The sequence below is a fragment of the Pedobacter sp. WC2423 genome, assembly GCF_040822065.1.
Lineage (GTDB): Bacteria > Bacteroidota > Bacteroidia > Sphingobacteriales > Sphingobacteriaceae > Pedobacter.
The window spans coordinates 4,307,926-4,324,383 of the sequence record NZ_CP162005.1 but is presented as its reverse complement, the minus strand read 5'-3'; the positions used below and the strand labels follow the sequence as shown (position 1 = coordinate 4,324,383).

Genomic DNA, 16,458 nt, shown 5'->3' with positions numbered 1-16,458 from the left:
TTTATAGTATTTGAGCCTCAATATCCTTATATTGAGGCTCTGTTTTTTTACTATATTATGAAATCCAAATATCTTTATGCCTGCCTTTTCCTGCTGGTTTGCGCCTTCTCGTTTGCATTCAGAATAGCAGATGATCCATTTGAAACACTGTTAAAGAAACTTGCTGATTATACCCGGGAAAACCCACAGGAGAAAGTCCATTTACATCTGGATAAGCCTTATTATGCGATTGGTGACAACATCTGGTTTAAAGCTTATGTGACTGATAACAGTACCGACCAGCTTTCCAGAATCAGTGAGATTCTATATGTGGAACTGATCAATGAAGGTGACTCTGTAAAACGTCAGCTTAAACTTCCGCTGGTCTCCGGCCTTACCTGGGGAGATTTTAAACTGCCAGATACTTTAGCTGAAGGAAATTACAGAATCAGAGCATATACACAATTGATGAGAAATGCGGGCCCCGATTTCTTTTTCGATAAAACGATAAAGATAGGGAATGCGTGGGCGAACAAAGTGCTGACCAATACCAAATACACTTATAGTAAAAAGAACAATGAAAATAATGTGGATGCAGTAATCAGGTTCACAGACAAAAAGAATGAGCCTTATACAGCAATTCCTGTAGCCTATACAGTAAGACTGAAAGATAAAACAGTAGAGAAGGGAAAAGCGGTAACCAATGCACAGGGAGAGATCTCTCTTTCTTTCAGCAGTAAAGAAGCTGAGCTATTGACTTCCGGAAGAATCACGGCTATGTTTACTTTGGCCAGTAAAGAGAAAATCGTTAAAACTATCCCAATCAAGGCAGTTTCGGACGCAGTTGCTGTTCAGTTGTTTCCAGAAAGCGGAAATCTTGTCGAAGACCTTCCTTCGAGAGTTGGGATTAAAGCAATTGGCTCTTCAGGCCTTGGAGTGGATGTTTCGGGTATGATCGTGGACAATGACGGGACAGAAGTTCTTCCTTTCAACACCACACACCAGGGAATGGGAAGTTTCATCTTAAATCCGCAGCCAGGAAGAACTTATACCGCAAAAATTAAATTAAAAGATGGCAGCGTTCAGTCATTACCTTTTCCTAAAGTGCTGACTTCAGGTTATGTACTCGCCATTAACAATGCAGACAGCAATAAGGTCAGTGCTAAGATATTGATTAGCAAGCCGCTGCTGAATACAGGCGAAATGAAATTGGTTATTCAGCATAACAATACTGTTGCTGCAGTATTGAAAGTGAACACACTGAAGCAAATCAGCACAATTTCGCTGAATAAGAAGGAACTTCCATCAGGCGTCCTTCATTTTACATTGTTTTCTCCCGAAAATATACCTGTTGCTGAAAGATTGATTTTCATTGATAATCCTGCCGATCATATAGCACTTAACCTGCTGAATTTAAAGAAATCATACCAGGTCAGAGAAAATGTACCGGTTGAGTTATCGGCCACAGCTGAAGGAAAACCTACTTATGGCAGTTTTTCTGTAGCCGTAACTAATGCAAGCATCGTAGAACCCGATGTTGACAATGAAAGTAATATCATGACTTCTTTGTTGTTGAGTTCAGATCTGAAGGGATATGTGGAGAAGCCTAATCAATATTTCCGTGATCATAACTTGCAAACCAGATCAAATTTAGATGAGCTGATGCTGACTCAGGGATGGAGCAGGTTTTTATGGAAAGATGTAATCGGGAATACAGTTGTTAAACCTGTTTTTGCAGCAGAAAAGTCCTTAAAGGTAAGTGGTATCGTAACTACACCAGGCGGGAAACCCATTGCTAAAGGAAAGGTTACCCTGTTTTCCAATAAGGGAGGATTCTTCATGCTGGATACTTTAACAGATGCCAGCGGACGCTTCAATTTTGAGAACCTCAGTTTTAGTGACACCACAAAATTTGTTGTTCAGGCCAGAAACGAGAAGGAAAAAAAGTTTGTTGAAATCAAAATTGACCAGGTTCCGGGACAGCTGGTTACCCCAAATAAAAACACAGGCGATATTGAAATCAACGTGAATGAAGCGATACAAAGTTATATTATCAAGAGCGAGGGTTATTTTGATGACCTGACTAAACGCGGATTACTGGAAAGAAGTTATACGCTTAACCAGATAAATATTGTACAGCAGGTGTTAAAGGCAAAGAACTCCACAAACTTAAATGGTGCCGGCCGTGCAGATGCCGTGATCAAAGGCTCAGATCTAAGTTATTGTTCCAGCCTGTCGCAATGTCTGCAAGGCAGGGTTGCAGGGTTAACGGTCCGGGGTTCAGAAGCTTTCTTAGTGCGGAATAATGGAGTACCTATGCAGATTATCCTGGATGGAACAAATGTAGGTTCAGATTTCCTGGATAATATTCAGCCAAATGATGTAGAAACTATAGAAGTATTGAAAAGTGGTGCGACTACTGCTATTTACGGCTCAAGAGGTTTCGGAGGTGTTTTAATTATCACGACTAAAAGAGGTGGCAATACAGGTTATGCTGCTTATGCACCAGGAATTATTAATATTACAGCTGCTGGCTATTATGCGGTACGCGAGTTTTATTCACCGAAATATACTCCCTCACAAAATACAAGAACACCTGATAAAAGAACTACTGTTTACTGGAATCCTAATATAGCGACCAATGAAACTGGAACAGCTAAATTTAATTTCTATAATACAGACGAATCCGGAACTTACAGAGTTGTTATAGAAGGAATGAACATGGATGGCCGCATGGCCAGAAAAGTATATACTTACGAAGTAAAATAAAAACCTATGAACACAATTAATGTGACAATAAAAGACCGTTTAGCACTGATTACGCTTAACCGCGGTAAATCTAATGCGCTAAACAGGGAAATGATCACTGAGCTGACCGATATGCTCCATAATATTGCAAATGATGACAATATAGGCGGAGTAATCATTGCAGGCCGCGAGAACTTCTTTTCTGCCGGACTTGATTTAATTGAACTGTATGGTTACAATGAAGAAGAAGCAGAATCTTTCTGGCATTTATTCCTGGCATTCATTGCTAAAATCACCGCTTTTAAGAAGCCTATGGTTGCTGCAATCAATGGTCATTCTCCTGCAGGAGGCTGTGTGATTGCTTTAGCTTGTGATGCAAGGGTAATGGCTGAAGGCAAATTTATTATTGGTTTGAATGAAGTTCCTGTCGGAATTATTGTTCCTGAAAGCATTTTCAGCCTGTATGCTTTCTGGCTGGGCAAAGGTCATGCGACCAGAAGCTTATTAGAAGGCAAGTTATTCAGCCCTGAAGAGGCGCTGAATATTGGCCTGGTGGATGAACTGGTAAATCAGGATAGCATCATGACTGCTTCGGAACGCAGAATTAGAAAATATATGGCACTGGAGCCAAATACCTGGCAGCAGAGTAAGCTGAATATCAGAAAAGAGCTGATTGCAGCAACTTCTGCGGATCAGTCTGAGGCCTTAAAAGTTATGCTTGCACAATGGTGGTCTCCGGCTACGAGAAATATTTTGAAAATGATTATTGATAACCTTCAAAAGAAATAAGTTATGTACAATCAACCGATGTTAAGAGATGATGCTTTAAAGGGCAAAACAATTGTAGTTACAGGTGGCGGTACAGGGCTTGGTAAAGCAATGGGCACCTATTTCCTGAAGCTTGGTGCCAATTTGGTCATCACCAGCCGCAAAGCTGATGTGTTACAAAAAACGGCAGATGAGCTGGAAAAAGAAACAGGTGGCAAGGTACTGGCAGTAACTTGTGATGTACGTGATTATGAACAGGTAGAAAATGTACTGGCAGAAACGCTTAAAACTTTTGGACGCGCAGATAGTCTGCTGAATAATGCGGCAGGAAATTTCATCTCTCCTACGGAGCGTTTATCGGCTAATGCCTTCTCTACGGTTATAGATATTGTTTTAAAAGGGTCGGTAAATTGTACGCTTGCTTTTGGTAAGCACTGGATTAAAGAGAAACAGGCAGCAAGCATTTTAAACATCGTAACGACTTATGCTTTTACAGGTTCCGCATTCGTTGTGCCTTCGGCTTGTGCTAAGGGTGGAGTACTGGCGATGACCCGTTCTCTTGCGGTTGAGTGGGGAAAATATGGGATCAGGACGAATGCAATTGCGCCTGGCCCTTTCCCAACCAAGGGAGCATGGGAACGTTTGCTTCCTGGAGACCTGGCAGAGAAGTTTGATTTCAAAAACCGTGTTCCGCTGAAACGTGTGGGGGAACATCAGGAACTTGCAAACCTTGCTGCTTTCCTGGTGAGTGATTTCTCAGGATACATCAATGGAGAAGTGATCAGTATAGATGGTGGAGAGTGGTTACAGGGCGCAGGTCAGTTCAATGGTCTGGAAGCTATCCCTGGCGAAATGTGGGATGCATTTGAGCAAATGACAAGATCAGCTAAAGGCAGCTAATACGGTCAGTTTGGCATAAAATCGTTTCATCTCCATAAGAGCGTGTTTAAAATTATAAATTAAACACGCTCTTATTTTAATAATAGTTTATTTTTGTATCATGTCAACAGAAACAAAGGAAGAAACATTTACACTGGAAGAGATTTTAACCTCCCTTAAAACCTCGCATAGGCTTATTTTATGGAATGATGATGTAAATACTTTTGATCATGTAATCTATTGTATGACAAAATACCTTGATTATACAGATTCGCAGGCAGAGAAAATTGCCTGGGAAGTCCATAATAAAGGTAAGTGTGCTGTACTGGAAGGTTCTTTCACTGAAATGGAAGTTTACCGTAAAATACTTCAGCAGGAAGGATTAACGGTAACTGTAGACTAGTTTTCCAGGTTGGTGATCAATGCAGTCAACTCCAGCTGAGTCGTTTGTGTTCTGTCTTTGGCATACCACAGGTGCAAGCGCTCTGCCAGTTCAAACATATCTGAGGTTTCATTTTTCCATTCTCCTAACAGGTGTTGCAGCACTTCCGGCCTTGGGCCCCATTTGGAAATCAATTCGCCGTTTGCGTCCAGTAAGAGTAAAACTGGAATAGCCCGGCCTCCGTGTGTGAGGTGTGCATCTATCAGCGGCAGATTTTGATCTCTGAGCACAAAACGCAATGCAAATTTTTCTGGTGCAAATTTTACCATCTTCTCGAATAAGGGAACGATCTGTGCGGCATCTCCACACCATCCTTCGGAAATCACCAGCAGCTGATAGTTTTTTTCCAGCTTTTCAATAGCTTGTACGAAAGCTTCATTGAGCACCCCAGTCTTATCGACTCTGCTCATTCGCTGAACATTCATCTTGCTATAGTGCAGCATGGCTTCGCTGTGATCTTCGCCTGTTGTTTTATTGCTTTTAAGAAGAGAATCTATCAAATCCCTATACTTGGAATAAGTTAATCCTTCATTCACAAAAATATTACTGTAATTACTCATAATTGCGTTGTAATAAAATAGTTACCCCCGTTTTTTACCATTCTCAGGCCGTTACTTTGCCGTTATATTAAAAATCTAAACACAGACTATTCTAAATGAAGAACTATTGCGCAAATTTTCTATTCGTAACTTTCACTATTTGTACTACAATTTTTCAACTAAATGCACAAACTCCTGCTATTGGTAAACTTACTGGAAAAGTAGTAGACATCCAAAATAATGAAACAGTTCCTTTTGCTACAGCGATATTAATTAACAGAAAAACAAAAGCTACTGTAAAGGTTGCACAAACTAATGTTGATGGCGCTTTGCTGATGAATGATATTCCTGCGGGAGTTTTCACTTTTAAGATCAGTTATGTGGGCTACCAGACAATGGTCAGGGATTCAGTCGCAATCACTAAAAATCAGCGGATAATTAACCTGGGTACGATAAAAATGAAGGCGTCCAAAGGTAATGTGCTGAGTGAGGTCACAATTTCGGGAAAGAAAAGCCCTATACAGCTGGGTATTGACAAAAAGGTTTTTTCTGTAGATCAGAGTCTGGTTAGTGAGGGCGGGTCTGCTGGTGATTTACTACAGAATGTACCTTCTGTACAAACGGATGTTGACGGGAATGTGAGTTTAAGGGGTTCAACCGGCGTGAAGGTTTTAATTGATGGTAAACCTTCTTTAATTGCGGGTGGAAATATTGCACAGGTACTGGCTTCTATTCCGGCAAGCTCCATTGAAACGGTAGAGGTGATCACAAATCCGTCTTCAAAGTATGATGCGGAGGGCCAGTCTGGTATTATTAACATTGTGCTGAAGAAAAATACGAAGTTAGGTTTCAATGGAAATGTAGCTTTAACAGCTGGAAACAGGGATAACTACAATGGAAATATAAGTTTAAGTTTCCAGAATAAGAAGATCAATATTTACGGAAATTATGGGTACCGTTATGGTAACCGCCCTGGTGGTGGCTATAATAATATTCAGTATCTGAACCGTAAGGATTCCTTGGCTTATGCGGATCAGCTGAGCAGAATGGAGTCTGAGGATAAGAGTCATAATTTAAAGACGGGGTTGGATTATTATCTGACTGACAAAGATATTTTAAGTTTTTCGGGTGGTTTCAATAGCAGGATTAATAACCGTAAGGAGTTTCTGGATATTAACAAGTATGCGACCGGAAGGGTTCCCTTGGAGTTCAGCAAAAGGGTAAACACAAATGATGGAAGTGGTCATAGTTATGATTTAAATTTAGATTACAGCCATAAGTTTAAGCCGAACCAGGAGCTGACTTTCGATTTTGGATATTCTACGGGCACGAATGATAATTTCCAGGTTTATAATACTTCGGTTAATAGTTTGAATGGGGTTCCTGCTTCTTCAGCTGCGGATATATTGAACAATACGAATGATGGAACGAACAAGAATTATAATATCCAGCTGGATTATACCATGCCTTTAGGGAAATTAGGAAAAATTGAAACTGGTTACAGAAGCCAGATCAGGTTTTCTGATGCAAATACGGTGGCCAAAAGATTTGATAATGCTACGGGTTCTTATGTGGATAATCTTCCTTTATCGAATGATTTTGATAGTAAGGACCAGGTGCATGCGCTTTATTTAAATTATCAGAACCAGATCAGGAATTTTGGTTATCAGCTTGGTTTAAGGGCTGAGGATGCATTATTGAATACAAATTCTGGTGGGTATGATCAGTCGGGTGTGTTTGCGACTGCGCCTGCAAGGATTGCTTATAAAAGATTATATCCGAGTGTTTATTTAACGCAGAAGTTTACTGGTGAGCAGCAGATCCAGCTGAGTTATACAAGAAGGGTAAACAGACCGAGACCGTGGGATACGAATCCGTTTATTGATTATTCTGATCCGCTGAACTGGCGCAAGGGTAATCCGAATTTGTTGCCGGAGGATGTACATTCTTTTGAGTTGGGGTACAGCAAGTTCTGGTCTAAGGTAACTTTGATTTCGAGCGTTTATTTGAGACAGACGAATGATTTGATTCAAAGGGTAAGGTCTGTGCCTGATGCGGATGGGGTAATTATCACAACTCCTGAGAATTTAACGAAGGATCTTTCGAGTGGTTTGGAGTTTATTGCAAAGGTGGATGCGTTAAAGGTGTGGAATTTTACGGGAAATTTAAATGTTTATCATAGTAAGATTGATGGGGTTCCGGCTTTTGGTATCCAGGGTAATTCCGGGTTCAGCTGGAATGCGAATCTGACAAATAATTTTGTGTTACCGCATAGTATCACGTTACAGGTAAGGGTGGATTATAATTCTTCGCAGGTACTGGCACAGGGGACGAGAAAGGCAATGTATGGTATTGATGGGGGTGCAAAGTATGATTTTAAAGGGAAAAAGGCTTCTCTTAGTTTGAATGTAAGAGATATTTTTAACACGAGAAAGTTTGGAATGTTAACACAGGATGCGAATTCTATTATTAATTTTCAAAGGTATCAGCAGGGACCAATGGGGAATCTGACGTTTTCTTATAGATTCGGGAAAACTAGTTTTATGAAGAAGGGTAAGAAGGTGGAGCAGCAGGAGAGTAAGCCTGATGAAGGTTCCTTTTAAGGGGGCTTCGTCTGGGGGTTTCTCCACCAGGTTTTAATAAAAAAGCAGCCCTGTATTTTGACGGATTTCTCTGAAGAGAGAAACATTGTCAAAATACAGGGCTGACTTTTTTATTAAAAATCATTGAGTTGGAGAAACTCATTAGCGCTCAGGCCCTCCTTCTGCGTCATGGGAAATAGGGCGGATAGTTTGGCAGGGATTTTAAAGGAAAAACTTTTGTTTAGATAAGCTATCAGGAAAACCTTTCAGATATAACTTACACTTATTCAGATAAGCTATCAGGAAAACCTTTCAGATATAACCTGCACTTATTCAGATAAGCTATCAGGAAAACCTTTAGATATAACCTACATTTTTAGACAGACTTTTAGAGAATCTTTCGAAGAAATAACAGTGATTATATTTACCTTGAGTTGTTATGCTTAGTAAGCCTCCTTTTCTTCGGAAAAGCGTAAATAAGTAAGTCATTTTTGTCCCCGCCGGTCGCATCCGGGGGCTTTTTTGTTTCTGGCGATTAAATAATCCAAAGTATGGTTTCAAATTTAATAAAGCTAAATTTAGGTAGTTTACTTATTTGCGTTGTTATCTCATGTTCAAACAATACGGGGAAAGAAAGTACTCAATTAGTTAAACCATTAATTGATACCTGTGGAGATTTAAGAAAGTATAATGGCAGTTTTATATTGTCTGATGCAGGCTGTTCAGGTTGTCATTTTACTGGATAAAAAAGGATATTTTCTGACATCCCAACATTTGCAGAAGTAGCTGCAACTGATAGCTTAAAATTAAGTGATTACCTATTAAAACAAAGCACGGATCAAGTTATAAACTTGTGGAGCAGGCTCTTTTTTAAGCATAAATTTTGACACGCTAAACAGAAAGTCTTTGCTTTCACGGATACTCTGATGCCTCTGGAAGTTGCGCTGAAAGCTTTCAATTTGCCTGGGAATGACTCAGGGGAAACAAGGCCGGGCTGTTCGTAAATAAATTCAAAATAGCCAAATCATAAAGCTATATCGGCCGGGTACTGCCCGGGTACTGTCCGAGTACTGCCTGAGTACTCGTTAGGGTAAGAGCAGTGCTAAAGTAACGCGAGAGCATGGCAAGTCCAAGTCAAAACAACTAGTTGAAATGACTTAGACTTGCCATAGTTCAAGCCCGTTTACAACCTGGTGTCATCCCGACCACCACTCAGGCACAACCAAACCATAACTAGTTGAAGATGAATGAAATTATAATTTTCCCTTTGACTAACCCACGGACAACTGCGGACAATTGCAGACAGCTGCGGACAATTACGGCCATTTTTTACGCATCAGGATAATCTTTAACGCGAATAGCTTACATTGGTGGAAAGGCATTTATTTATTATGAGAAGTTTAACGGGTAAATTTTCAAAGGGAATCCTGGACGATTTCATTTTTAAAGCAGCAGTTTGGAGTACAGGTTATTTCAAAAGTTCTGTACCGGGCAAAAGGAAACAAGCAATGGAAACCCAAAGGCATCAGAGAACTTTCGTCAAAGTAGCCAGCCTGGAAAAATCAGGATCTTTCCTCCCCCTGAGAATTCCGCCGAAGCGTTGACCGATCTCTTATCAAAGTAATCAGGAGCGTTTAATAAGGATAAATTGAACTATAAAATCAGGAAGTAATCAGCTGATTAAAGAATCGTAACCAGCTGCTTTGAACTCAAAAAATATCAAACCCAAAACTTGAAATTTAATCCCTGATCCAAAAGTTTATCACTTGATCCCAAAGCACGATAGTCTATATATTAAGTAACCTGTGCTTAAGGAGCATGGTAACAAAAAGCTTGATAAGCTAAGTGAATGTCAGAAAAAAGCCTGATCCACTATATCAAGGATTCCAACAGAAAGATTTCTAAGGTATAATAGCTTTCAAAATGATATACCCCCACTATTACAAATGCTTTGGGTTTCTTTTACCAGATATAAGTGTTTAATCTTTCTTCGAGTTGCGCGAGTTCTGCGCGAACATCCACAGTGATTTCCATGGAGTAACAGTACTCGTCATCTTCAAGGACTTGTTTTAGTGCAGCTATTCCAAGTTTAAGGTCGTCTTTGAGCTCCTCGGTTGGCCAGATGTAAATACGGCCGAATTGTACGAGACAGAATGCGGCAGCCCTGAGTACGTCAGCACTGTCTTTATGAAGTTCTTCTGACAGGGTTTTCCGGACGTGAGCTGCCAGCCCTGTTTTTTTCATCATCGTACCGTACCAATCCGCGGCACGGTCGTTATCCCATGGTTGATCTCCCCACATATAATTGAGTTGTTTGGTTGATTGGTAGTAAAACAGTTGAGGTTGCAAATTGTTAGGTGATTTTAGGTTTAGGTTCGCGGTTAGTTATACTTTTTAGAAATTTTGTAACTTGCGGGCATGGAAGAGCACAATCCCTGGACTATTCTGGATAGCCAGAAGATTTATGAGAATAACTGGATTGGGGTTACGGAACATCAGGTTCTTAATCCTTCTGGTGGAAAGGGTATTTACGGGGAAGTTCATTTCAGGAATTATGCAATTGGTATTTTACCGCTGGATCAGGACATGAATACATGGCTTGTGGGGCAGTACCGTTTTCCGATAAAGGCTTATAGCTGGGAGATTCCGGAAGGGGGCGGCCCGCTGGGCTTAGCACCGCTGGATAGTGCAAAGCGTGAGCTGCAGGAGGAAACTGGGTTGATGGCTACGGAATGGATGGAGGTGCAAAGAATGCATTTATCAAATTCGGTGAGCAATGAGCTGGCCATCATTTATATTGCAAGGGGCCTGACCATGGGTGAGGCTGAACCGGAAGAGACGGAGGAACTTGTTTTACGGAAGTTACCTTTTGAGGAAGCTTATCAAATGGCTATGGATGGGAGAATTACCGATAGCATGAGCGTTGCAGCATTGTTGAAAACCAAAATATTATTACTCGAAGGCAAACTATAGAATTATATGAACAAATTTCTGGGATATATCCTGACTCCCGTATTTTACTTTTTCTTTTTCCTGACCCTGATCGTTTTTCAACCTGTTCAATGGGTTTGTTTTCGCCTTTTTGGTTATAAAGCACATAAAGTGTCGGTTGATTATCTGAATTTCTTTTTGACGTATTGCCAGATATTTTTAGGCAATTCTATAACGTTTGTAAATCAACAGGAGTTGCCGGTTGACAGACCAATTATTTTTGTGGCCAATCACCAGAGCATGTATGATATTCCGGGGATTATCTGGTTTTTGAAGCGGCACCATGTGAAGTTTATCTCCAAGATTGAACTGACTAAGGGTATTCCTTCGATCTCTTTTAATCTGAAGTATGGGGGTGGGGCAAATATTAATCGCAAGGATAGTAAACAGGCCGTTTCTGAGATTATTAAGCTCGGCAGAAGGATGAAGGAGAACAATTGGTCGGCAATGATCTTTGCGGAGGGTACCAGGGCTAAGGACGGCCTGATGAAACCTTTCCATGTTGGAGGGATTGCCACTTTATTGAAAACAGCTCCTGATGCGCTTATTGTTCCGATCGCAATCGAAAATTCATGGAAGATTGTTCAGTATGGGGCTTTTCCGCTAAGTTGCGGAGAGCAGATCAGATGGACTGTTCTTCCCCCTGTTCCAACCAAAGGACTAAACCCGGAAGAATTAACACTGGCAGCCGAACGGGCGATCAGAAAGTTCCTGAATCAATAATCCGGCTTTGAGGTCAATAATCCCAGGTGTCTCCTAGATATTTTTATTCTCTATCCGTTTGAAAAACTCATCACGATAGGTGTCTCCTATGGGGATAATCTTTCCGCAGATGGTTATCCGGCTGCGTTCTATGCTTTCGATCTTATCGAGCGCAATGATATAAGATTTATGTACCCTGATAAATTGTGTGGATGGCAGTGTTTCTTCCATTTTTTTCATGTTCTGCAGGGTGATTACCCGCTCATTCTTTGTGAAAATAGAGATATAGTCTTTCAATCCTTCGATGTAAAGGATATCGCCAAGTTCAATTTTTTGAATTTTATGCTCGGTCTTCACAAAAATGAAATCCTGAACAGGCTGAATTGCAGCCGCAACGGGAGCTACCAATGGTGCTGGTGTGGCAACGACTACTGTTTCAGTATTACTTTTATGCTGGTTATGGACTTTTTCTACGGCCTTATAAAAACGGTCAAAGGCAATGGGCTTCAGCAAATAGTCAGAAACGTTTAAGTCATAACTCTCCAGCGCATATTGAGAGTAAGCGGTTGTCAGGATGTATTTAGCTTTGTTATTGGCAATTTTAAGGAATTGAATACCCGTCAGGTCAGGCATCTGAATATCCAGAAATACCAGGTCTATTCCGCCAGCCTGAACAAGCTGTAAAGCTTCAATGGCATTCTCAGTTCTTGTCACCAGCTCCAAAAAGGGCACTTTTGAGACGTAATCCTCAATGATATCAAGCGCTAATGGCTCATCATCTACAGCTATACATTTTAGTGTCATCGTAATAATTTTATCTTTTTATATGTCAAGCATCAACTCACTGGTATAGTGGGTAGCCGAATTTACAATATTTAACTTATACCTTTCGGGATAAAGTAATTGTAAGCGGCGCTCTACGTTATTCAGGCCCACTCCTCCTACTTCATCTTTATTTCCATTACTTTTCTTGTTCGTAATACTGAAGTGCAATATTTTCTGGTTTGCAATAATATTAATCCGGATTGGATCTTTCGGATCGTTCGCCACTCCGTGTTTGAAGGCATTTTCCACGAAGGAAATCAAGATTAAAGGAATGATCTGCTGATCATCGATTTCTCCGTTCAGGGTCATCTCCACGGACGCACCATTTTTAAATCTTAGTTTCTGAAGTTCAATATAGCTTTGTACATATTCAATCTCCTTACTCAAAGCTACCCAGCTATCATTACTTTCATAGATCATATAACGCATGATCTCTGCCAGCTTTAAAATAGCATCAGCCGTTTTATCAGATTTCTGATAGGCCAGTGAATAGATATTATTTAAAGAGTTGAACAGGAAATGCGGATTAAGCTGAGATTTTAGGAATTGCAATTCCATGTCTTTGCGCTCTGTTTCCAGACTGCGCTGAATGCGGATATGACTAAACCAGTCCAGCATGAACTTGATCAGACAACTGGAAATGATGAAGAATCCAGAGATAAATACCGAACTGATCATGTAAAGATTGAGGTCTGTGTGAGTGGTGACCCCGGTTTTAGGATTCGTCTGTTCCAGCATCACATCCCGGTAAAGCAAGGCAAGTCCGGTTTTTAAAAACATCATGACCACAATCAATGCCACAATGGAAAGTACATAAATCCAGTATTTTTTCAGCAACTGAGGGATAAGAAGCGTGTAGTTAATATAAAATATAGAAATATTGATAATCGAAAAATAGCAGATCCCCACCAGAATGTATTCCTTAGTCATCCGCTCTTTGCCGAAAAATATGATCAGGGCCATAATTATACCCAGAAACAGCCAGTAAACAGAATGTACAATCAATGCTCTTTTATCCTTCATTTGAATTATTGTTTTAAACTGAAGCCAGCTTTAGTGACCCCTCAAAGTAATGAAAGTAACGTTTTTAAGCCGTAGGTTTCGACGAACTGGCTTTTTTTTTCTACCAACGCCCGAAAATAAGATATTCCCCGATTATTGGCAAAATAACCCGTTGATCTATAATTATATCCAATTGGTATAATACATTTTCACAAGATTAATTTTATAAGTCTATTTGTTTCATCAAAACGAAACAAATATGAAAACAGCATCTCTTCAATACATCGGCACAACTGTAAACAATAGCTTGTCTGTTTCCTATAAATCAGAAATCAACACCTTAAATAATATAGCAAATAATATAATCTCTTATACAATGAAAAAATTAACGAATGTCTCTCCTTTTATATTATTGTTGATTCCAGTTTTTGTAATGATGATTTTTGCCCTGACAGGTTCTTCCAATATGACCAGAGGTGGTGAAATCACTGCTAAAGCTGCACCCGCAAATGAAGTTGCGAAAATTACAGCGTACCAGGGAAGATAAACTTTCCCTTTTCTCAAGAATTTAGTTTTTAGTTAATAGTTAAAAAAATGGTGATTGGATGGTCACCATTTTTTTTTGCTTTTATTCTTTGAAACTAAACAATTAGTTCATACATTTATATAACTAATGTTTTAGTTTCAATCTAACCAATAAAATATAAGCCCTATGGAAATTAAAGATCTGACAAAAGCTGAAGAACAAATCATGCAGATTATCTGGCAAATTGAGAAAGGATTTGTCAAAGATGTGATGGATTTTCTGCCAGAACCAAAACCAGCCTATAACACCGTATCGACCATTATCAGGATATTGGAAGCGAAAGGATTCATTGGACATGAAGCCTTTGGGAAATCACATCAGTATCACGCGCTGGTATCTAAAGAAGATTATAAACGACATGCTACAGAAAAACTACTCGGAGGTTATTTTGAAAATTCAGTAGAAAGCATGTTCTCCTTTTTTGTAAAGGAAGAGAAGATGGATGTAAGTGATGTGGATGAAATTCTTAAAATGATCAGCAAACTTAAAAACAAAACGAAATGACCTGGGCCCACTACCTCCTGCAAGTAAATATATACCTGGTTATATTTTACGCATTTTACAGCTTGCTACTGGCTAAAGAAACCTACTTTGTACTGAACAGGATCTACCTGATTACTGCGGGTGCACTTTCTTTGATTATTCCATTTTTAAGACCAGAATGGTTTGTCAGACAGCCTGCCGCACACCAGATTAAAATCAGCATAGATATGATGATGTCACAAGGCACCATTGCACCTGATGAAAATCAACCGTTCAGCCTGATTGAAGCACTTGCAATAATTTATCTGATTGGCATCCTATTCTTCCTTTGCCGGCTTATTTTCCAGCTGTTTACTGTTAGAAAACTACTCAGTGCGAACCCTGCGGATATGGCTTTTTCATTTTTTGGTAAAAAAGTAATTGATCCGGCAATCCCGGGATGGGATACGATCGAAAAGCATGAAGATATCCATATTCGTCAGTATCATACATTCGATGTTTTATTTTTCGAATTACTTGGAGTCCTGGCCTGGTGCAACCCTGTTATCTATTTATATAAAACTACAGTAAAACATATTCACGAATACCTGGCTGATGAAGAGGCTGCCCGTTTTCAGGGGGACAAAGAAAGTTATGCCCTGCTGATTTTAAGTCAGGCCATGGGAGTCGGCCAACACGTACTAACCAATAGTTTTTTCAATAAATCAATGCTTAAAAAACGAATTATTATGCTCAACAAACAACGTTCTACTAAAACAGCGATATTGAAATATGGCCTGTTTTTACCACTGTTCGCAATTACTTTACTGTTCTCTTCAGCGGCGATCAGTAAAAATGAAAACCTGAAAACTGTTGCAGAAAAGATTGAAGCACCAGTTTCAACTCCGGAAGCTCTTATAACAGCTTTAACACTGTCCAATACGAACAGTATCAGTATGGAGCAAACCAGTAAATGGACTCCCCTTTATACGTACTTAGCTAAAAGCATTAAATATCCCGCTGAAGCTTATCATAATCAATTACAAGGGGATGTTCACATTAAATTTACCCTGCAAAATGGCGCGCTTAAAAGCATCAGTACTGGTGCACAGCTCGGTGAAGGATGCGATACAGAAGTGATCAGAGCTATTTCAGCTTTTGATGGCTTCAAATCAACTGAGAATGGCCAATTTACGATTACAGTAGCTTTCAGACTTGCTGGTGCAAATACACCGCTAAAAAATAAAGCTGATATTACATTAAAGGGATATAAACCTTTGAAATTAATTACAATAACTGGTTACAACAGTAAAGTGCCGGAAAATGATCCTGCTAAGGTCTATGATTTCGTTTCTATAACTAAACAACCTGATTTCCCGGGCGGAATAACGATGTTTTACGCCTATCTCCGTAAAAATGTTAAATACCCGGCTGAAGCTTTAAAAAACAATATACAGGGAAAAGTATTTGTATCATTTATCGTAGAAAAAGACGGAAAACTGAATGACATCAAAGTAGAACAGGGTCTTGGAGGAGGAACTGATGAAGAGGCTGTCAGACTTTTGAAAGAATCTCCAAAATGGACGCCAGGCTATCAGGATAGGACACCAGTACGGGTTAAATATAATCTGCCTATCTCTTTTACAACTTCTTCAGCTCAAAAAGATTCACCTTCTCCTGTACAATCCGGACCACCTGAAAATGCATTATACATTATAGATGGGAAGAAGGCTGCAGGTAAATCTGCCCTGGAAACTATAGCCCCTGATGATATTGAAAGCATCAATGTTTTCAAAGGGGAAAAAGCGATAACACTTTATGGTAAAGATGGGGAGAATGGAGTGATCGTGATCACCACTAAAAAGAAGGGATAAAAAACAAGGATTTAACACAAAACCCCTGCCATTATAGCCGGGGTTCTGTGTTAAATCCTTGTCTCGTTGTCTAAATCTA

At 39.8% G+C, this 16,458-nt stretch carries 15 protein-coding genes; 11 read left to right on the top strand and 4 right to left on the bottom strand.

Features of this window, described 5'->3' with window-relative positions:
• Positions 1–57: 57 nt before the first annotated feature.
• From AB3G38_RS18070 to AB3G38_RS18055, 4 genes are all read left to right on the top strand, one after another.
• Positions 58–2,748, top strand: coding sequence for a TonB-dependent receptor plug domain-containing protein (locus tag AB3G38_RS18070; protein WP_367865202.1), 2,691 nt, complete (start codon positions 58–60; stop codon positions 2,746–2,748).
• Positions 2,749–2,754: 6 nt separating this feature from the next.
• Positions 2,755–3,516, top strand: a complete 762-nt coding sequence (locus tag AB3G38_RS18065; RefSeq protein WP_367865201.1) for an enoyl-CoA hydratase/isomerase family protein — start codon at positions 2,755–2,757, stop codon at positions 3,514–3,516.
• Positions 3,517–3,519: 3 nt separating this feature from the next.
• Positions 3,520–4,395, top strand: coding sequence for an SDR family oxidoreductase (locus AB3G38_RS18060; RefSeq protein WP_367865200.1), 876 nt, complete (start codon positions 3,520–3,522; stop codon positions 4,393–4,395).
• Positions 4,396–4,495: 100 nt separating this feature from the next.
• A complete protein-coding gene (locus tag AB3G38_RS18055; protein ID WP_041878221.1) occupies positions 4,496–4,777 on the top strand; it encodes an ATP-dependent Clp protease adaptor ClpS in 282 nt (93 codons plus the stop codon).
• Here AB3G38_RS18055 and AB3G38_RS18050 read toward each other — a convergent pair.
• Positions 4,774–5,376, bottom strand: a complete 603-nt coding sequence (locus tag AB3G38_RS18050; RefSeq protein WP_367865199.1) for a thioredoxin family protein — start codon at positions 5,374–5,376, stop codon at positions 4,774–4,776. The two genes, AB3G38_RS18055 and AB3G38_RS18050, sit on opposite strands and share 4 nt — an antisense overlap.
• 95 nt (positions 5,377–5,471) lie before the next feature.
• Here AB3G38_RS18050 and AB3G38_RS18045 point away from each other — a divergent pair, with 95 nt between their 5' ends.
• Together AB3G38_RS18045 and AB3G38_RS18040 are read left to right on the top strand one after the other, a co-directional pair.
• Positions 5,472–7,958: a TonB-dependent receptor gene (locus tag AB3G38_RS18045; RefSeq protein WP_367865198.1), complete on the top strand. Its 2,487-nt coding sequence runs from the start codon at positions 5,472–5,474 to the stop codon at positions 7,956–7,958.
• A 1,370-nt stretch (positions 7,959–9,328) separates the two neighbouring features.
• Positions 9,329–9,541 carry a hypothetical protein gene (locus AB3G38_RS18040; protein WP_367865197.1) on the top strand — a complete coding sequence of 71 codons (213 nt, stop codon included), beginning with the start codon at positions 9,329–9,331 and terminating at the stop codon, positions 9,539–9,541.
• A 358-nt stretch (positions 9,542–9,899) separates the two neighbouring features.
• Here AB3G38_RS18040 and AB3G38_RS18035 read toward each other — a convergent pair whose 3' ends face one another.
• Positions 9,900–10,286, bottom strand: a complete 387-nt coding sequence (locus AB3G38_RS18035) for a hypothetical protein (RefSeq protein ID WP_367865196.1) — start codon at positions 10,284–10,286, stop codon at positions 9,900–9,902.
• Between the two features lie 69 nt (positions 10,287–10,355).
• On the opposite strand from AB3G38_RS18035, the gene AB3G38_RS18030 reads away from it, so the two are divergent.
• Positions 10,356–10,910 (top strand): NUDIX domain-containing protein, encoded by a 555-nt coding sequence (locus tag AB3G38_RS18030; RefSeq protein ID WP_367865195.1) that lies wholly within the window; start codon positions 10,356–10,358, stop codon positions 10,908–10,910.
• A 6-nt stretch (positions 10,911–10,916) separates the two neighbouring features.
• Positions 10,917–11,651 carry a lysophospholipid acyltransferase family protein gene (locus tag AB3G38_RS18025; RefSeq protein WP_367865194.1) on the top strand — a complete coding sequence of 245 codons (735 nt, stop codon included), beginning with the start codon at positions 10,917–10,919 and terminating at the stop codon, positions 11,649–11,651.
• Between the two features lie 33 nt (positions 11,652–11,684).
• Here the strand turns inward: AB3G38_RS18025 and AB3G38_RS18020 are convergent, their stop codons facing one another.
• Entirely contained in the window at positions 11,685–12,434 is a 750-nt protein-coding gene (locus AB3G38_RS18020; RefSeq protein ID WP_367865193.1) for a LytR/AlgR family response regulator transcription factor, read from the bottom strand.
• Between the two features lie 18 nt (positions 12,435–12,452).
• Positions 12,453–13,478, bottom strand: a complete 1,026-nt coding sequence (locus AB3G38_RS18015; RefSeq protein WP_367865192.1) for a sensor histidine kinase — start codon at positions 13,476–13,478, stop codon at positions 12,453–12,455.
• 238 nt (positions 13,479–13,716) lie between these two features.
• Here AB3G38_RS18015 and AB3G38_RS18010 point away from each other — a divergent pair, with 238 nt between their 5' ends.
• The 3 genes from AB3G38_RS18010 (at position 13,717) to AB3G38_RS18000 (ending at position 16,379) form a co-directional block, all read left to right on the top strand.
• Positions 13,717–14,004: a hypothetical protein gene (locus tag AB3G38_RS18010; RefSeq protein WP_367865191.1), complete on the top strand. Its 288-nt coding sequence runs from the start codon at positions 13,717–13,719 to the stop codon at positions 14,002–14,004.
• Between the two features lie 165 nt (positions 14,005–14,169).
• Positions 14,170–14,547: a BlaI/MecI/CopY family transcriptional regulator gene (locus tag AB3G38_RS18005; protein WP_367865190.1), complete on the top strand. Its 378-nt coding sequence runs from the start codon at positions 14,170–14,172 to the stop codon at positions 14,545–14,547.
• A complete protein-coding gene (locus AB3G38_RS18000) occupies positions 14,544–16,379 on the top strand; it encodes a TonB family protein (RefSeq protein ID WP_367865189.1) in 1,836 nt (611 codons plus the stop codon). The genes AB3G38_RS18005 and AB3G38_RS18000 overlap by 4 nt, the downstream gene beginning before the upstream one ends.
• The last annotated feature ends 79 nt before the right edge of the window (positions 16,380–16,458 follow it).